This is a genomic window from Pseudomonas sp. (assembly GCF_036404235.1).
Lineage (GTDB): Bacteria > Pseudomonadota > Gammaproteobacteria > Pseudomonadales > Pseudomonadaceae > Aquipseudomonas.
Window position 1 is genome coordinate 14,531 of sequence record NZ_DASWOT010000162.1, and the last position, 18,857, is coordinate 33,387.

13 protein-coding genes and 2 tRNA genes are annotated in these 18,857 nt (G+C 55.6%); 10 read left to right on the plus strand and 5 right to left on the minus strand.

Annotated elements, in window-relative coordinates; genetic code table 11:
• Positions 1-43: 43 nt before the first annotated feature.
• Complete coding sequence (locus VGC62_RS20275; protein ID WP_331188863.1) at positions 44-1,336, plus strand: adenylosuccinate synthase; 1,293 nt, start codon at positions 44-46, stop codon at positions 1,334-1,336.
• Between the two features lie 149 nt (positions 1,337-1,485).
• Positions 1,486-3,420 (plus strand): methyl-accepting chemotaxis protein, encoded by a 1,935-nt coding sequence (locus tag VGC62_RS20280; protein WP_331188864.1) that lies wholly within the window; start codon positions 1,486-1,488, stop codon positions 3,418-3,420.
• A gap of 60 nt (positions 3,421-3,480) precedes the next feature.
• Here the strand turns inward: VGC62_RS20280 and VGC62_RS20285 are convergent.
• Positions 3,481-3,567: transfer RNA gene (locus tag VGC62_RS20285), tRNA-Leu, on the minus strand.
• A 303-nt stretch (positions 3,568-3,870) separates the two neighbouring features.
• A tRNA-Leu gene (locus VGC62_RS20290) sits at positions 3,871-3,957 on the minus strand.
• A gap of 214 nt (positions 3,958-4,171) precedes the next feature.
• Between VGC62_RS20290 and rnr the strand changes: the two genes are divergently transcribed.
• From rnr to dnaB, 7 genes are all read left to right on the plus strand, one after another.
• Positions 4,172-6,805, plus strand: a complete 2,634-nt coding sequence (rnr, locus tag VGC62_RS20295; RefSeq protein ID WP_331188865.1) for a ribonuclease R — start codon at positions 4,172-4,174, stop codon at positions 6,803-6,805.
• Complete coding sequence (rlmB, locus tag VGC62_RS20300; protein WP_331188866.1) at positions 6,802-7,563, plus strand: 23S rRNA (guanosine(2251)-2'-O)-methyltransferase RlmB; 762 nt, start codon at positions 6,802-6,804, stop codon at positions 7,561-7,563. Before rnr ends, rlmB begins: the two co-directional genes overlap by 4 nt.
• A gap of 225 nt (positions 7,564-7,788) precedes the next feature.
• Complete coding sequence (gene rpsF, locus VGC62_RS20305; protein ID WP_122851041.1) at positions 7,789-8,214, plus strand: 30S ribosomal protein S6; 426 nt, start codon at positions 7,789-7,791, stop codon at positions 8,212-8,214.
• Positions 8,215-8,242: 28 nt separating this feature from the next.
• On the plus strand, positions 8,243-8,473 hold the full coding sequence (gene rpsR / locus VGC62_RS20310; protein ID WP_037015707.1) for a 30S ribosomal protein S18: 231 nt from the start codon (positions 8,243-8,245) through the stop codon (positions 8,471-8,473).
• Positions 8,474-8,510: 37 nt separating this feature from the next.
• Positions 8,511-9,407 (plus strand): hypothetical protein, encoded by an 897-nt coding sequence (locus tag VGC62_RS20315; protein WP_331188867.1) that lies wholly within the window; start codon positions 8,511-8,513, stop codon positions 9,405-9,407.
• A gap of 20 nt (positions 9,408-9,427) precedes the next feature.
• Entirely contained in the window at positions 9,428-9,874 is a 447-nt protein-coding gene (gene rplI, locus VGC62_RS20320) for a 50S ribosomal protein L9 (protein ID WP_331188868.1), read from the plus strand.
• Between the two features lie 148 nt (positions 9,875-10,022).
• A complete protein-coding gene (gene dnaB, locus VGC62_RS20325) occupies positions 10,023-11,417 on the plus strand; it encodes a replicative DNA helicase (protein ID WP_331188869.1) in 1,395 nt (464 codons plus the stop codon).
• A 36-nt stretch (positions 11,418-11,453) separates the two neighbouring features.
• Here the strand turns inward: dnaB and VGC62_RS20330 are convergent, their stop codons facing one another.
• Positions 11,454-14,297 carry an RHS repeat-associated core domain-containing protein gene (locus VGC62_RS20330; RefSeq protein WP_331188870.1) on the minus strand — a complete coding sequence of 948 codons (2,844 nt, stop codon included), beginning with the start codon at positions 14,295-14,297 and terminating at the stop codon, positions 11,454-11,456.
• 206 nt (positions 14,298-14,503) lie between these two features.
• Here VGC62_RS20330 and VGC62_RS20335 point away from each other — a divergent pair, with 206 nt between their 5' ends.
• Positions 14,504-16,813, plus strand: a complete 2,310-nt coding sequence (locus VGC62_RS20335; RefSeq protein ID WP_331188871.1) for a YgiQ family radical SAM protein — start codon at positions 14,504-14,506, stop codon at positions 16,811-16,813.
• A 425-nt stretch (positions 16,814-17,238) separates the two neighbouring features.
• Here the strand turns inward: VGC62_RS20335 and VGC62_RS20340 are convergent, their stop codons facing one another.
• Positions 17,239-17,607 carry a hypothetical protein gene (locus tag VGC62_RS20340; RefSeq protein WP_331188872.1) on the minus strand — a complete coding sequence of 123 codons (369 nt, stop codon included), beginning with the start codon at positions 17,605-17,607 and terminating at the stop codon, positions 17,239-17,241.
• A gap of 1 nt (position 17,608) precedes the next feature.
• Entirely contained in the window at positions 17,609-18,544 is a 936-nt protein-coding gene (locus tag VGC62_RS20345) for a hypothetical protein (RefSeq protein ID WP_331188873.1), read from the minus strand.
• Between the last annotated feature and the right edge of the window lie 313 nt (positions 18,545-18,857).

Sequence of the window (18,857 nt, forward strand, 5' to 3'; positions counted from 1 at the left end):
GGCCGCTGCCGGCACCAAGTTTGCGTGAATGAGGACAAGTGTTATGGGTAAGAATGTCGTAGTCCTGGGCACCCAATGGGGTGATGAGGGCAAAGGCAAGATCGTTGATCTGCTGACCGAACATGCTACCGCGGTAGTGCGCTATCAGGGCGGCCACAACGCCGGTCACACGCTGGTGATCGATGGCGAAAAAACCGTTCTGCACCTGATTCCATCCGGTGTTTTGCGCGAAGGTGTTCAGTGCCTGATCGGCAATGGCGTTGTGGTTGCGCCCGATGCGCTGATGCGTGAAATCACCAAGCTGGAAGAAAAAGGCATTCCGGTGCGCGAGCGTCTGCGCATCAGCCCTTCATGCCCGCTGATCCTGTCCTACCACGTGGCGCTGGATCAGGCGCGTGAGAAGGCCCGTGGCGAGCACAAGATCGGCACTACCGGTCGCGGTATCGGCCCTGCCTACGAAGACAAGGTTGCGCGTCGCGGCTTGCGCATTGGCGACCTGTTCCATCGTGAGCGCTTCGCGGCCAAGCTGGGTGAGCTGCTGGACTACCACAACTTTGTGCTGGTCAATTACTACAAAGAGCCGGCAATCGACTTCCAGAAAACACTCGATGAGTGCATGGAATACGCCGAGTTGCTCAAACCGATGATGCTGGATGTTACCGCTGCGCTGCACGACATGCGCCGTGCTGGCAAAGACATCATGTTCGAAGGTGCTCAAGGTTCGTTGCTGGACATCGACCACGGCACCTACCCGTACGTCACCAGCTCCAACACCACCGCTGGCGGCATCGCTACCGGTTCGGGCATGGGGCCTATGTACCTGGATTACATCCTGGGCATCACCAAGGCCTACACCACGCGCGTCGGTTCGGGTCCATTCCCGACTGAGCTGTTCGATGACATTGGGGCTTTTCTCGCCAAGCGCGGTCACGAGTTCGGTGCGACCACGGGTCGTGCTCGTCGTTGCGGTTGGTTCGATGCCGTGATCCTGCGTCGCGCTATCGAAATCAACAGCATCTCGGGCATATGCCTGACCAAGCTGGACGTGCTCGACGGTCTTGAAACCATCAACATTTGTGTGGGTTACAAGAACGAAAATGGTGCAGTGATCGACGCACCCACCGACGCCGACAGCTATATCGGTCTGGAGCCCGTGTACGAACAAGTGCCAGGCTGGACTGAATCGACGCTGGGCGCCAAGACCCTGGAAGAGCTGCCTGCCAACGCCCGTGCTTACATCAAGCGTCTTGAAGAGTTGGTCGGCGCGCCGATCGACATTATTTCGACAGGCCCGGATCGCAACGAAACCATCGTTCTGCGTCATCCGTTCGCTTGATAAGTTATTGAAATACAAACAAAGGGTCGCTTAGGCGGCCCTTTGTTTTATCTGCTTTAAACAGCTTGCAGTAACGGCACGGCACTTGCTGTAAATTCCGTTAGAAAAAATGCCACCATTTTAATGGCGTTTGTTGTGAGGGAATTGCCGTGTCAGCCATCCTATCGCTTTTACGCAGCCGTTTGCTGCGGCCCGTCTTTATTGCTCTGGGTATCGCTCTTTTGGTGCAGGTGCTTGTGGCGGTTGCCCTGACCCGGAGCACGGTAACGGCGTTGGAAGCTGATTTGGCGACCCGCCTGGGTGTGGATTCGCAGCATTTGTCGTCCGAGTTGGAGCAGGCAAGTAGCGAGGTCACTGCGAGCTTGGACAGTCTTTCGCAAAACACGCGTCAGCGCCTGAGTATCGGATTATCTGCCCGCTTGAAGGACGAGCAGAAACAATTGCGTGGGACGCTTGAGAAAGACCTCAAAGACTCGGCGACTGACATGGCCGAGTTGCTGGCGGCGGTTGCACCCCGTGCAATGTGGGATGGCGACACCCCGACACTTTCCGAATTCGCGCGTCGTGCCCAGCGCAATCCCAATGTGTTGTTCGTGGTGTATGACGATGCTCAGGGTGAGCATCTGACCCGTTACCTCAACCGGGAAAACGAATCGATCAAGGCATTGCTCGCCAAAGGCGAGGGTGATCGCGCCATGGACAAAGTGCTGAACGCTGCGAAGAACGATCCATCCGTGTATTACGTGGAGGCGTCAATCAGCCCGAATGGCGTAGAGATCGGCAAGGTCCGCATGGGGGTTTCCACTGCTACGGTTGAAGCAAACCTGGCGGCGCTGGACACGCGCTTCACTGCCTTGATTGGCAATGGCGAACAATTGGTCTCTGACAGTCTGGCAGGCGCCGCAGCGGAGAGTTCTGCCGCGTTACGCACTCGTCTGCAATCGGCGCAGACCGCCGCGTCGGCGATGGCTAGCAATACCACGGCGACGGTTCAAGAGGCGGCCGAGACATTGCGTTGGAGAATCGGTGTGGGGCTGGTGCTGGTTGGCTTGGGCGTGTTGCTGGCCCTGGCCGTTGTATTGGGGTATCGAGTGGTTAACAAGCTTCATCTGCTTATCAGTGCGCTGAACGACCTGGCGGCAGGTGAGGGCGACCTGACCAAGCGAGTAAAACTCAACAGCAATGATGAGATCGGCGACATGGCCTCGGCCGTGAACCGTTTTGTCGACAAGCTTCAACCCATTGTGCGCGAAGCGGGTGATGTGGCTCAGCAGACTGGCGTGGAGATTGGCGCGCTCAGCAAGCGCAATGCCAGTGCCAATGTGGCGGCTGAGTTGCAGCGTGATGAGGTGGCTGCCAGTTTGAAAGCGTTGGCGCAAATGGCGGACGCAGCGCAGTCGGAAAGCGACGCGATGCAAGCAGCGCTCAGGCAGGTGATAGATATTCGTCAGGCTACAGACGAAACCACGCGCACCTCGAACCAGGTGGGTGGTCTTATCGAAGCATTGGCGGGCCAGGTCGAAACCGGCTCGAAAGTGATCGAGCGCCTGGCACAGCAAAGCGAACAGATTGAAGTGGTACTGGAAGTGATTCACGGTATTGCTGAGCAGACCAATTTATTGGCACTCAACGCTGCTATCGAGGCTGCGCGTGCCGGCGAAACCGGCCGTGGGTTTGCCGTCGTGGCGGACGAGGTGCGGGCGCTTGCGAGCAAAACGCAAAGTTCGACGGGTGATATTCAGGCGCACATCGGTGCGTTGCAGTCCGGTGCCAAGGAAGCTGTTGCTGCGATTGGGCTGGCGGGGCGTCAGGCCAAAGAAGGGTTGGCTGTGCTGCGTGACAGTGCGCGTCTTCAAAAGACGGTGCAGGCGTCGGTGGAGCAGGTTCACGCGGCAATTGGGCTGGCGACGCAGGCTGCGGCGCATCAGGCTGAGGGTGCGCATGCGGTGAGGGGGCGCGTGGAGGTGATCCATGCTCAAGCTGAGCGTGCGGCGCAGGCGGTAGTCGAGACGACGGCAAGCGGCAAGACGCTGGATAAGCTGGCTGCGCAGCTAAAGGCCAGTTTGGGCCAGTTCCGCGCTTGATGTTCTGGAGCCTGTCTGTCAGAAACACAAAACCGAGCACTTGGCTCGGTTTTGTTTGTTTGGTGCCCAGAAGAAGACTCGAACTTCCACGACCTTGCGGTCACCAGCACCTGAAGCTGGCGTGTCTACCAATTTCACCATCTGGGCAATGCGCTGATTTAATTAGATTTATCTGGGGATTGCAACAGAAATTTAGTGGCGGACTGGCGGGGGCGGGCGGCGATGCTCTATTGGGCGTGCCTTTGAGCTGCGATTATTTTTTAAGGCGTCAAAGATGTGATGAGCGTAGTTGTATCTCGCGGGTAAGCGTGTTGCCAGACGTGGCATTGAGAAGGCAGGCGAGTGGGCGAGGACGACAGACTGATCTATGCTCAGCTCTGTTTCATTCAGTTGAATGTTTTTCAAGTCTCAGAAAGCACAAAACCGAGCCTGGGCTCGGTTTTGTTGAATTGGTGCCCAGAAGAAGACTCGAACTTCCACGACCTTGCGGTCACCAGCACCTGAAGCTGGCGTGTCTACCAATTTCACCATCTGGGCAACTCGTTGATTTCAATTGAAAAATCATTTGAATTCAACTACAACGTGGCGCTGCCGTCGTTGTGGGGCGCATCTTACGGAGGAGATTGGGGGCTGTAAACCCCCCAACTGTGAATTTTTTTGAAATAGCGAAAATACCCAACAAATGGTGTCTTCGCGTTTCAATCGGGTATATGCCAAACTAAATGCATACAGATAAGGTGAACTCATTCTAATGGCCGATTGGCAGTCCCTCGATCCCGAGGCCGCTCGTGAAGCGGAAAAATACGAAAACCCTATTCCCAGCCGTGAGCTGATTCTGCAGCATCTCTGCGAACGTGGGTCCCCCGCGAGTCGCGAGCAGTTGGTCGAAGAGTTCGGCCTGACGACAGAAGATCAGTTCGAAGCGCTGCGTCGTCGACTCCGTGCAATGGAGCGCGATGCGCAGTTGATCTATACCCGTCGCGGGACCTACGCGCCGGTAGACAAGCTCGACCTGATCCTGGGCCGCATCAGTGGTCACCGCGACGGCTTTGGTTTCCTCATTCCTGATGATGGCTCTGACGACTTGTTCATGAGTCCGGCGCAAATGCGCCTGGTGTTCGACGGCGACCGTGCGTTGGCGCGCGTTTCCGGTCTTGACCGTCGTGGTCGCCGCGAAGGCGTGATCGTCGAGGTGATTTCCCGCGCGCATGAAACCGTTGTGGGTCGTTACTTCGAAGAAAGCGGCATTGGCTTCGTTATCCCGGACAATCCGAAGATCCAGCAGGAAGTGCTGGTGACCCCGGGCCGCAACAGCAACGCGAAGATCGGCCAGTTCGTTGAGGTTAAAATCACTCACTGGCCAACTCCGCGCTTCCAGCCGCAAGGTGATGTGGTTGAAGTGGTGGGCAACTACATGGCGCCCGGCATGGAAATCGATGTCGCGTTGCGCACCTACGACATTCCTCACGTCTGGCCCGAAGCTGTGCTCAAAGAAGCCGCCAAGCTCAAGCCGGAAGTCGAAGACAAAGACAAAGAACACCGCGTCGACCTGCGCCATTTGCCGTTTGTCACCATCGACGGTGAAGATGCCCGGGACTTCGATGATGCGGTTTATTGCGAAGCCAAGCCCGGTAAACTGCGTTTGTTCTCGGGTGGCTGGAAGCTTTATGTCGCGATCGCCGACGTTTCCAGCTACGTGAAACTTGGTTCGGCGCTGGACACTGAATCGCAAGTGCGCGGTAACTCGGTGTATTTCCCCGAGCGTGTGGTTCCGATGTTGCCAGAGCAACTGTCCAATGGCCTTTGCTCGCTGAACCCGCATGTTGACCGTCTGGCCATGGTCTGTGAGATGACCATCTCCAAGACCGGCGAAATGACCGACTATGTGTTTTACGAAGCGGTGATTCATTCACACGCGCGCCTGACCTACAACAAGGTCAGCACCATTCTTGAGCATTCGAAGACTGCCGAAGCCAAGCAGTTGCGTGGTGAATACGGCGACGTGGTGCCGGACCTCAAGCAGCTTTATGCGTTGTACAAAGTGCTGCTCGGCGCACGTCATACCCGCGGCGCTATCGATTTTGAAACGCAGGAAACCCGGATCATCTTCGGTACTGAGCGCAAAATCGCGGAAATTCGCCCGACGACCCGCAACGATGCTCACAAGCTGATCGAAGAGTGCATGCTGGCGGCGAACGTCGCCACGGCTGAATTCCTCAAAAAGCATGAGATTCCGGCGCTGTATCGCGTCCACGACGGCCCACCGCCGGAGCGTCTGGAAAAACTGCGCGCCTTCCTCGGTGAGCTGGGCTTGTCGCTGCACAAAGGCAAAGATGGCCCGTCGCCCAAGGATTACCAGGCGCTACTGGAGACCATCAAGGACCGCCCGGATTACCATCCGATTCAGACCGTGATGCTGCGCTCCCTCAGTCAAGCGGTTTACAGCTCGGATAACCACGGCCACTTCGGTCTGAATTACGAGGCGTATACCCACTTCACTTCGCCGATCCGTCGTTATCCTGACTTGCTCACGCACCGTGCGATCCGCAGCGTGATTCGCTCCAAGCAAGATACGCCGCACGTTCGTCGTGCCGGAGCTGCAACAATTCCGAAAGCGCGGATCTACCCGTACGATGAGGCTGCGCTGGAGCAATTGGGCGAGCAGTGCTCGATGAGCGAGCGCCGCGCCGACGAAGCCACGCGTGACGTGGTCAATTGGCTCAAGTGCGAGTTCATGAAGGACCGCGTTGGCGAGTCTTTCCCAGGCGTGATCACCGCAGTGACTGGATTTGGTCTGTTCGTTGAATTGACCGACATTTACGTGGAAGGCCTGGTGCATGTGACTGCGTTGCCGGGCGATTACTACCATTTCGATCCGGTTCATCACCGTCTGGCGGGCGAGCGCACAGGGCGCAGCTTCCGGTTGGGCGACACCGTTGAAGTGCGGGTCATGCGCGTCGATCTCGACGAACGCAAAATTGACTTCGAAATGTCGGAAAAAACCACCAGTGCTCCGATTGGCCGTAAGCGTCGTACTTCCGAGCCGACCGCTGCGCCTGAGGAAAAAGGGAAAGCCCCAGCGCCTGACAAGTCCGGCCGTCGCGGTTCTTCATCCAAAACCAAGGCGCCTGCGGCAGTCGAAGCCTACCGGCCGAGCGACGCTGCGGCGAAAAACGCAGAAGTTCGCAAAAGCCGCGAGCTGAAGAAGGCTTTGTTGGCAGAAGCGAAGGGCGGTAGCAAGGCGCCGTCGGGAAAGTCGAGTAAGGCGGGCGCCACACCTGTGGCTTCCGGCAAACCGAGCAAACATCGTAAGGGCCCGCCAAAGTCGGGCTCGGCTCCGGCTGCCAGTGGCAGCGGGGTGCGTAAACCTAAGGCCAAGTCATGAGTCAGCTGGAAAAAATCTACGGTGTGCATGCCGTAGAAGCGTTGTTGCGTCATCACCCGAAACGGGTCAAGCAGATCTGGTTGGCCGAGGGTCGTAGCGATCCTCGTGTTCAGGTACTCATTGAGCTGGCCGCGCAGAATAAGGTCTCTGTCGGTCAGGCCGAGCGCCGTGAGCTGGATGCCTGGGTTGAAGGCGTTCACCAGGGCGTGGTTGCCGATGTCAGTCCGAGCCAGGTATGGGGCGAGGCGATGCTCGACGAGCTGCTGGATCGAACCGAAGGCGCGCCGTTGATTCTCGTGCTCGACGGCGTAACCGATCCGCATAACCTTGGCGCGTGTCTGCGCACCGCTGATGCGGCGGGTGCGCTGGCTGTCGTTGTCCCCAAGGACAAGTCCGCTACGCTGACCCCGACCGTGCGTAAAGTGGCGTGCGGGGCGGCGGAAGTGATTCCGCTGGTGGCCGTGACCAACCTGGCACGCACGCTTGAAAAGCTTCAGCAGCGCGGGCTTTGGGTGGTCGGTACGGCTGGCGAAGCTGAACAAGAGTTGTATCAGCAGGACCTGACCGGCCCGACCATCCTGATCATGGGCGCCGAAGGCAAAGGCATGCGCCGCCTGACCCGTGAACACTGTGATTATTTGGTGCGTCTGCCAATGGCAGGTAGCGTCAGCAGCTTGAACGTGTCCGTTGCTACTGGCGTGTGCCTGTTCGAGGCGTTGCGCCAGCGCAGCGTCAAGGCTGCCGCATTGCGCAAGTGATAAGCAGCAAGCTGCAAGCGATCCATCCCTAGCTTGCAGCCTGCTAGCTGCCGTTGCTCAAATAATCACCAATTGCCTTGCGCCTCTCACGACCCTTCTCTACAATTGCGCCCCTTGCTGTGGCGGCAGGCGCTCATGTGCCTGTCCCTGTGCAAGACAAACCAGTGTTATTCACTCCTTGTCTGACCGCTTTTGGCGGCAGGCTACAACCCGTAAGGAGCATTCATGCGTCATTACGAAATCATCTTTCTGGTTCACCCGGACCAGAGCGAGCAAGTCGGCGGCATGGTTGAGCGTTATACCAAGCTGATCGAAGAAGACGGCGGCAAGATCCACCGTCTGGAAGATTGGGGCCGTCGTCAACTGGCCTATGCAATCAACAATGTTCACAAGGCTCACTACGTGATGCTGAACGTTGAATGCACTGGCAAGGCTCTGGCCGAGCTGGAAGACAACTTCCGTTACAACGACGCCGTGATCCGTAACCTTGTCATCCGTCGCGACGAAGCCGTTACCGGTCAGTCCGAAATGCTCAAGGCTGAAGAAAACCGCAGCGAGCGCCGTGAGCGTCGCGACCGTCCTGAGCACTCCGACAGCGCCGATGGCGATGACGGCGACAACAGCGACAACAGCGATAACGCTGACGAGTAATCCACGGACCTTTTGAGGAGCCTATTACATGGCACGTTTCTTCCGTCGTCGTAAATTCTGCCGCTTCACAGCTGAAAACGTGAAGGAGATCGATTACAAAGATCTCAACACTCTGAAAGCTTATGTATCTGAAACCGGCAAGATCGTTCCAAGCCGTATTACCGGTACCAAAGCTCGTTATCAGCGTCAGCTGGCTACCGCTATCAAGCGCGCCCGCTTCCTGGCCCTGCTGGCCTACACCGACAGCCACGGCCGCTGAGACCAGGTAGTCGACAAAGCAGTAAGGGATAGATCGCATGCGCGCGTTGGCTGACTTAATCATGCGCGGCCGCATGCAAGCCATCCTTGTGGTGGTTGGATGTGCGGCGTTGCCGCTGTTGTTCTGGGTGAGTGCTGCCGCAGGTTGCCTTGTGCTCCTGCGACGCGGGTTGAGTGATGCCGTTGGTGTCCTCGCCTGGGCTCTGCTACCGGCTTTGGTCTGGTGGTATTTCGGTGAACCTCGCACGCTAATGGTGTTGCTCGGTTCGTTGGGGTTGGCTGCGGTTTTACGCGCCAGCGAGTCTTGGGTCCGTGTGCTGCTGGTCAGCGTAGCGGTTGGATTGTTGTATGCAGTGGTTCTGGGAGCGGTTTTCCGCGAGCCCATCGAAGCCATGGCGCTGGAGTTACAAAAACTCCTGCCCCACGTCTTCGGTGAGATCTACCAACAAATGTCGGTAGAAGAGCGAGCGCGTCTTGGAGCACTGATTGCACCGGTCCTCAATGGCCTGATAGCGGCGTTGTTGCAAATCGTCAGCGTGTTGTGCCTGATTCTTGGGCGTTACTGGCAGGCGTTGTTGTACAACCCTGGTGGTTTCGGGCGCGAATTTCGCAGTCTGAAGCTCCCGCGGGTGCCAATGCTGGTGCTGTTGGTGTGCATGCTGGTGGGCCCGAATTTCGGTCCGCAACTGGCGATGTTGACACCGTTGTGCAGTGTACCGCTGGTATTCGCAGGCCTGGCCTTGATTCACGGAATGGTCGCTGCAAAGCGATTGACCCGGTTCTGGCTGGTGGGGTTGTACGTAACGCTGTTGCTGTTCATGCAGCTGATCTATCCGTTGCTGGTGGTGTTTGCCATTGTCGACAGCCTGATTGATTTTCGCGGCCGGTTGGCGTCGAAAGATGCCGATAACGGTTCTGCGAACGGTGAAGGTTAAAGTTAAGAGGTTATTACCAAATGGAACTGATCCTGCTGGAAAAAATCGCCAACCTGGGCAACCTGGGCGACAAAGTAAACGTTAAGGCTGGCTACGGTCGTAACTACCTGCTGCCTTTCGGCAAAGCCACCGCTGCGACTGCTGCCAACCTGGCTGCTTTCGAAGAGCGTCGCGCTGAGCTTGAAAAAGCCGCTGCAGACAAGAAAGCTTCTGCCGAAACTCGCGCTGCCCAACTGGCTGAGCTGGAAGTGACTATCACTGCCACTGCCGGTGACGAAGGCAAGCTGTTCGGCTCGATCGGTACGCACGACATCGCTGATGCACTGACCGCCTCTGGCGTCGAAGTTGCAAAAAGCGAAGTTCGTCTGCCGAACGGCACTATCCGTAACGTCGGCGAATTCGATGTTGCTGTGCACCTGCACAGCGATGTTGAAGCTACCGTTCGCGTTGTTGTGGTGGCTGCTTAAGCAGTTTGATTCCCGCACGCTTGTGTGGGAGTCCAATCGTCTGGCGACTTGTGCGTCAGCCGGTTAACATCGGGCACGATCCTGTTTTCAGGTCGTGCCTTTTGTCTTTCTGCTTGTCCTGATTTCAAACCCCTGATTCTGTGTGGCCATGAACGATATTTCCGCCCCTGAGCAATATGATCTGCAAACCGCTGCCCTGAAGGTGCCGCCGCACTCCATCGAGGCCGAACAGGCTGTGCTCGGTGGTTTGATGCTGGACAACAACGCCTGGGAGCGGGTGCTGGATCAGGTATCGGATGGCGATTTCTATCGGCATGACCACCGCTTGATCTTCCGCGCTATCGCCAAGTTGGCCGATCAGAACAGCCCTATCGACGTGGTGACGCTGGCTGAGCAGTTGGACAAAGAGGGCCAGACTTCTCAAGTGGGTGGCCTCGGTTACCTCAGTGAGCTGGCGAGAAACATTCCGTCGGTCGCCAATATCAAGGCCTATGCGCAGATTGTTCGCGAGCGCGCGACCCTGCGACAGCTGATCGGTATCAGCACCCAAATTGCCGACAGTGCGTTCAACCCTGAAGGTCGTTCCGGCGCTGAAATCCTTGATGAGGCCGAACGACAGATCTTCCAGATCGCCGAAGCACGGCCCAAGACCGGCGGTCCGGTTAGCGTGAACGATCTGCTGACCAAAGCCATTGATCGCATCGACACCCTGTTCAATACCGATAATGCGATCACGGGCTTGTCCACCGGTTACACCGACCTGGATGGCATGACCAGCGGCCTGCAGCCATCCGACCTGATCATCGTCGCCGGTCGTCCATCGATGGGTAAGACCACGTTCGCCATGAACCTTGTGGAAAATGCGGTCCTGCGTAGCGACAAGGCGGTTTTGGTCTACTCGCTGGAGATGCCAGGCGAATCGCTGATCATGCGTATGCTTTCCTCCCTGGGGCGCATCGACCAGACCAAGGTCCGTGCGGGCCGCCTGGAAGACGATGATTGGCCTCGGCTGACCTCTGCGGTCAACCTGCTCAACGACCGCAAGCTGTTTATCGATGACACCGCAGGTATCAGCCCGTCGGAAATGCGTGCGCGGACTCGACGTCTAGTACGTGAGCACGGCGATATTGCGCTGATCATGATCGACTACCTGCAACTGATGCAGATCCCTGGTTCAGGCGGCGATAACCGGACCAACGAAATTTCCGAGATTTCCCGCTCGCTCAAAGCGCTGGCCAAGGAATTTAACTGCCCGGTTGTTGCCTTGTCGCAGCTCAACCGCTCCCTGGAACAACGTCCGAACAAACGCCCGATCAACTCCGACTTGCGCGAATCCGGAGCGATCGAGCAAGATGCCGACGTCATCATGTTTGTGTACCGGGACGAGGTGTATCATCCGGAAACCGAGCACAAAGGCATCGCCGAGATCATCATCGGCAAACAGCGTAACGGGCCTATCGGTACGGCACGGTTGGCGTTTATCGGTAAGTACACCCGTTTTGAAAACCTGGCGCCGGGTAGTTATAACTTTGACGATGAGTAATGCGTTTATGAGGAATGCTCTGGTTTTTATCAGTCCCTAGTGGGTATCTCCAATTCGACTCGGGCTCCAAAGTTGTCCCTTCTTGGCTTTTGTAAGCAATAACCGTATTCCGCCTCTGCCTGTGCCTCCACCTACGCCGAGGAGGTCGAGAGAGATTTCTTCTTTGCCTACCTTGTGTAATGACTTATCGTGTTTTCCCCGAGTATTGAGTCGCTCAACCGCTTTTATGACAGCTGCCCGCAAGTCGTCATTGGGGTAGTGGGCTTCAGCGAGTTTGAATTGACGAGAGCTGAAAAAGTCACCTATCGTTGCGATGGGCGAGATCGAGGTGCGAGGCGATGAATGGGTTGATAAAGGGGCTTGCGGGACTTTATCAATCGAGACCCTTTTGTTCGGATTTCCTACAGAGCTTTTTCTGTAAGTAGCCCTTTCTAAGGCTGAAGTAAGGCTTGGTGCTGAATAAGGGGTGAAATCTAGACTTCTTGCTGCCGGGCTCTTTATTTGATGGGGTGTGGCGAGTACGGCCTGCTTACCTCGCAAGTCAACGTAGGGAATCCCCTTATTGTTCGCTATCGTCAAATGTGTCGACGGGCTACCGCTTCCCTCGAAGGCCTTGTGATGTTCGGGAGCTCCAAGATAATAAGCATGAATCTGGCCTGAGCTGCCTTGGCTGAATTCGAAATGCTCCTCTTCGAATGCAGGCCATTTTGTTATAAAAACGCTTAATTTCTTGAGTTCGGGATCTGTTAGTTTGTACTGATACTGTTTGCCCGCAAGAAATGCGGACTGAGCTTCAATCGTCTCACGGTGGGTTTTGTATCGTTTTGCACCGAGTGCGAACAGTGCGCTGGCGATAATGACCCCGATGGTAATCAGGCCAGAAGTAACATCAGTGCCCTCCAGACCCAGCACATCTACTCGATTCATGGGTCCGTTTTCAACCATTCGATACCCGTTAAAGGCACTGCCAGCAGGATCCGGATTAATCCACCGTAATAACCACGGCGCGTAATAACGCAACCCATAGTAATAAAGCCCGCTCGTATCACGCTCCTTGCCGGAATAACGGATAACTTTGTATTTCGCCTCAACGACTGAGCGCGCAGCCCACCAGGCCGTTCCGCCGAAGGGGTAATAACCTTCGTGACTGATTAACCTCGCTTCGTTGTCCAGCTCCAGAGCGCTTGAGCTCAGGTGATCGTCCACGCTGTAACGCAGTTGATTATTGGCAATTGCGTCGGGTTTGCCTTCGACCCAGTGCAAGTGGCGCACATTTGTACGTCCGGCTTGGAGGGAAATCACTTCGAGCCGCTCGCCAGTAGCACTGTCGGTGCGGATCTCTAGGCCCGGCAAGTAGCGTACTTCGCGGGTGTGCTGCACGGTTTTCGCTTGCGCCGTGGCGGTTTTGCGCAGGCGCATGCCAGTGGCGTCGTAGGCATAGCGTTCGCTGTCATCGGCGCCGACTGTGCGGGTCATTGCCTTGACCTCAAGCAGTTGGTTGCGCACATCCCAGCGCAGCGGTTGTCCGGCGGTCAACGTCTGGAGGTTGCCATTGGCGTCGAATTGCGTCGAGAAGTCCGGTGGTGCTTCGCCTTCACTCCAGGTCAAGGTGCGGTTGCTGTTGGTGTCGACGACCATGCTGCGGGTGTAGGGTTGCGCGCCTTCATGCCTGAGTTCGGTCAGGTTGCCCGCCTCGTCGTACTGGTAGTGCTGGGTGTAGTTAAGCAACTGGCTGGTATCCAGCGGCAGTAGTGCAAGCTCGGGCAGTTCGGGACGAATCGTTGCACCTGCAATTTCCTGCCCCGTCGCGCTGATGAGCTGATAAAGGCTGTCATGTTCGTAGCGGCTGACCAGCTCGATACGCTGGTTGCGAAAGTGTCGGGTCGGCTGTGTTTGATCTTCAATCTGGATCACATTACCTGTCGGGTCGTAACTGTAGAGCAGGTGTTGCAGCCGCTCGGTGTTTTTGCGGGTGGCGATTAACTCCAAGAGGCGTCCGTCCGCTGGATCGAACAGGGCGCGACTCGCTACGCCATTGCCGGCTGTCTGTGATTCGATTTGAGCAAAAGCGTTGTATTTCAGCTCATGCAGCAACAATTGTTCGGCTTCGCCCTTGGGTATCAGGCTTATTTTCGCCAGGCGTCCCGATATGCCATAGGTAAATACCTGTCTGTTACCCATTGCATCGGTCTGGGTGAGCGTCTCGCCTGTTGGACCATAAGTGAAACTCGTCGCTGCTCCGCCACCGGGCTCCAGCAGGTCCTCCCGAAGCGTCAGGTCTTCAGGCCAGTCCGGCAGTTCCAGGTTATTCAGAAAGCGTCGGCTCTCCTGCAAGGGTTGCCCGGTAATGCTGCAGGCTTGTACCTGTTGGCAACCTGCTCCATCGTCGCAACGCACCTGTTGACCGCACAGGTTGTCAGCCGCAGCTTGCCCAGAGCTGTCGGCATATAGAAAGCGTTCGCAGGTGCGCCAGGATTGCCCGCTGGCCTGTTCGCGAGTGGCCAACGGCCGCAGGAATTCGTCGTACTCACTGAGCCAATGGCTATCGCGTGCATCCCAGCTTTCGACAATCTGCCCAGCCTCGCCCAGCAGCGTCACACGCCAGCCGGCGTCGGCACTCTCAACCGATAGCGGCGCATCAGAAAGGCTGAATATGTTGGCAAGGTTGGGGTGAGTTGCCGGATCGTCATCAAGTCGGGCAGACAAACGCGGATCCCAGGTCGCAGTCAGTCTTGCGGCCGGATCATATTGTCGTCGCTCAACCCGCGCCTGCGCGCGCTCGCCGACCAGGGTCCGGTGATAGTTGGTGTGACGCACCGCCAGCCCTCGACTGTCGATAACCTGTAGCGAAGGCGTATGCGCATGCATCGTGCTTGGCATGGGCAGTGTCTCCTGGTGAATGGTTCTTGAAGCAGCCCGTGCTCAGATTAGTCTTTTGCCCTGTGTGCCGGTACTGTCATAAATGACAGTGAGCGCTGTGCTAGCAACTGGTCTGGTAAAACCGACCACCACCGTCGGACTTGATCAAAATTTATGCTATATTCCGCGCCCGCGATTTTCCAACGTGCAAACACGTAGGTCCTGACATGCAAGCAGCCAAGCCGTTATTTGACTATCCGAAGTACTGGGCCGAGTGTTTCGGGCCAGCACCTTTCCTGCCAATGAGCCGGGAAGAAATGGACCAACTTGGCTGGGACTCCTGCGACATCATCATCGTCACCGGCGATGCGTACGTCGATCATCCATCGTTTGGCATGGCGATCATTGGCCGGCTGCTGGAGTCGCAAGGCTTCCGCGTCGGGATCATCGCCCAGCCGAACTGGCAATCCAAAGACGACTTCATGAAGCTCGGCGAGCCGAATCTGTTTTTTGGTGTTGCAGCGGGCAACATGGACTCGATGATCAACCGCTACACCGCAGACAAGAAAATCCGCTCCGACGACGCCTATACCCCAGGTGGCATGGCTGGCAAGCGTCCGGACCGCGCAAGCCTGGTTTATAGCCAACGCTGCAAAGAGGCCTACAAGCATGTGCCAATCGTGCTTGGCGGCATCGAGGCTTCGTTGCGCCGGATCGCGCATTACGACTACTGGCAGGACAAGGTGCGCAACTCGATCCTGATCGACGCCTGCGCTGATATCCTGCTGTACGGCAACGCCGAGCGCGCGATTGTCGAGGTTGCGCAGCGTCTGTCCTACGGCCATAAGATTGAAGACATCACTGATGTGCGTGGCACAGCGTTCATCCGTCGCGATACGCCGCAGGGCTGGTACGAAGTCGACTCCACGCGCATCGACCGTCCGGGCAAGGTCGACAAGATCATCAACCCGTACGTCAACACCCAGGACACCGAAGCCTGCGCCATCGAGCAAGACAAGGGGCCGGTAGAAGACCCTAACGAAGCCAAAGTCGTTCAGATCCTTGCCAGCCCGCGCATGACCCGTGACAAGACGGTGATTCGTCTGCCGTCCATGGAAAAGGTGCGCAACGACTCGGTCCTGTATGCCCACGCCAACCGCGTATTGCATCTGGAAACCAACCCCGGTAATGCGCGTGCGCTGGTGCAGAAGCACGGCGAAGTCGACGTCTGGTTCAATCCGCCGCCGATTCCCATGACCACCGAAGAAATGGACTACGTGTTCGGTATGCCATACGCGCGCGTCCCGCACCCTGCATACGGCAAGGAAAAAATCCCGGCCTACGACATGATCCGTTTCTCTGTGAACATCATGCGTGGTTGCTTTGGCGGCTGTACCTTCTGCTCGATCACCGAGCACGAAGGCCGGATTATCCAGAACCGCTCCGAAGAGTCGATCATTCGCGAGATCGAAGAGATCCGTGACAAGGTGCCAGGCTTCACCGGCGTCATTTCCGACCTCGGCGGCCCTACCGCGAACATGTACCGCATCGCTTGCAAGAGCCCGGAAATTGAATCCGCGTGCCGCAAGCCGTCCTGCGTATTCCCAGGCATTTGCCCAAACCTGAACACCGACCACTCATCGCTGATTCAGCTGTACCGCAGCGCCCGTGCATTACCGGGTGTGAAGAAGATTCTGATTGCTTCCGGTCTGCGTTACGACCTGGCCGTCGAGTCGCCGGAATACGTCAAGGAACTGGTGACGCACCACGTCGGCGGTTACCTGAAGATCGCCCCGGAACACACCGAGGAAGGTCCGCTCAACCAGATGATGAAGCCGGGCATCGGCAGCTATGACAAGTTCAAGCGCATGTTCGAGAAGTACTCCAAGGAAGCAGGCAAAGAGCAGTACCTGATTCCCTACTTCATTGCGGCTCACCCCGGCACTACCGATGAAGACATGATGAACCTCGCTCTGTGGCTCAAGGGCAACGGTTTTCGTGCCGATCAGGTACAGGCGTTTTACCCATCCCCGATGGCCACCGCCACCGCCATGTACCACTCGGGCAAAAACCCGCTGCGCAAAGTCACCTACAAGAGCGATGCGGTCACTATCGTTAAAAGCGAGGAGCAACGCCGCCTGCACAAGGCCTTCTTGCGTTATCACGATCCGAAGGGCTGGCCGATGCTGCGCGAAGCACTTGAGCGCATGGGCCGCTCCGACTTGATCGGGTCAGGCAAGAACCAGCTGATTCCGCTGTATCAGCCGGAAACTGACGCCTACCAGAGCGCCCGTCGCAAAAACTCAACGCCGTCCGGCAGCCACAAGGTCGGCAAGACCACGCTGATTCAAACCCAGCACACCGGCCTGCCGCCGCGCGCCAGCGATGGCAGCAAACCGTGGGATAAACGCGAAGAAGCCAAAGCTGCAGCCATGGCCCGGAACAAGCAAGCGGCCAAAGAACGAATGGACGCGGCCAAGGGCGGCAAGGCTAGCGGTAAAGGTAAGCCTGCGCGTAAGCCGGTATTCCCGCGTTAGGCGCTGTCTTGTTCGGTCAAGCAAACGCCGGCTTTCGAGCTGGCGTTTTGCGTTTCAGATTTTGATGTTTTCGCGGATGTTCTAACCATGCTTGATCGGCCTGCCGTTTTTATTGCCGTGGGCTTTTTGAGGCTGGTAACTGACTTTGATCTGACCGTAGAAGACTGATCACACAGAGGAAGAAAACTACTCCGATAGCAGTAGGGGGCTTTCTCCATTTTTGCAGTGTCATATGGCACATGGTTGAGTGGTTAAATAGATGGCTTGACCTCCAAATAATAGAAGCAAGCATAATTAAATGTGAATAGTGCTTCGAATAATATAAGAGAGTGGTTGTGCATATTTTAAAGCTGATCCGAAGAAAGACAGCAAAAAAACTTTCTTCGGTAGGTGTCATTCCACTAATGTTACTGGCAGATCAATAGCTATGGGAGAAGGTTAATGACGGCAGACAAAGAGTTGATGAGTGTGCCTAACTGCTCAATAGTATCTGCAGTTTTCTCAATATCTAGCAACGATTGATTGATGGAGTTTTTTGTTTTCTTGATTTCTTTATTGGCAGTTTTTATTTCCTCAACGCCCTTTTCAAAATACACCTTAACAATTTGAGTTGCTTGCTCCAAAAGCCTATCGCCTTTTGTCAGAAACTCTGCCCTCTGATCACTTGTGTATTGTCCGTCCCTGTTCATAAGGTAGGTTGCGTCAATTACCTTAAATAATTCAGGAATATCTATCTTTTGGTTGGAGTCAAGACCGCTAGTGTCGAACGTGTCGTCAACGATTATTTTTCCCATTTCAGTTGCTCCTTAACTGATTTAAAGCCTGTGCGATAGGTGCGATTCGGCTATTGAAAGTGTCAAGTTCAGAGGTAAGTGTCACTATGCGATTTTTGTCTTTCGGGTTTTCAGCATAAGTTAAAAGTGCTGCGTTAGCTTCGCGCATGGCGATCACTACATCGGTGGGCTGCGTGATAGTCAATATTTGATATGTCTTGGCTAGAGAGGAAATTTCATCAAGCCTTGCAGATCTTTCAGGGAAAGAAATATTAAGCCGATTTTTATTGTAGTAGGTCGTGGCCGCTGATAGTTGAGCGCTAGCATTTGACTTGGCTAAAGAGTACATAATGGGTATATCGGCTTCAAGTAGCAAAAGTATGGTATCTACCGGGCCATGGCCTGCTTTAACTGCATCAGCGAGAAGACGATCCCTATTGTCGTCCTCGTATTTAGCGAGAAGAACGCCAACGATAGAGCTAACGGGTTGGATATATTTCACACTTGTATCATTATTGCCAAGCTTCGCGGCATCACTGAAATTGTTCGCGAGGCCAGTGTAGGCGGTACCAATGTTGACCACTCCTTTATTGATTCGCTCCGGAGAGTTAGTGCCTGCCAATTGGGCGAGTTTGGAGCCATATTGATTGATTAAACTGACTGCGTCCAGCCTGGCCTTTATGGCTTCAGGGGGGAATACTGACACTAAACCTGTTCTTTGTGATCCGACTTGTTCAAAAACTTCCTGTGGGGGTTCTGTGTACTTTGCTTGTAGTAGGTAGGTTGTTCTTGCCGCATCGTTTAAACCTGAGTAATAGGTCGAAAGAATTGCCCCTGAAGTCGACATTCCCTGATTGTATGAGGTGATCGGCTCTCGGAAGTCAATATTCGTACATCCTGTTAGTGCTGTCGTGAAAACGGCAAATGCTATGAGTGACTGTTTGTGTATGTTTTCCATTATTATGCCTTTCCTTGAAATCTGACCTTTGGGCTATCAGGGCCAGAATCAACTATAGACCGGGGGGCAAAAAACACCAATTTTTCAACGATGATTTCAATCGAGCGTCTAATGAGTTGATTTATATGTATTTAGACTGCTAGTCAGCTACTAAGTAGGGAGCTAAACATAGGGGGTGTAATCAATGCGCGGCTTTGAATGCGCTGCGATAAAGGTCACCTTTTCGCACCCGGTTCACTGAACTGCTCAATTAGAGAGCTGGCCTCGGCGTTTCATTTCCAGTGGTTATGTGTAAACAATGTACAGAGAGATA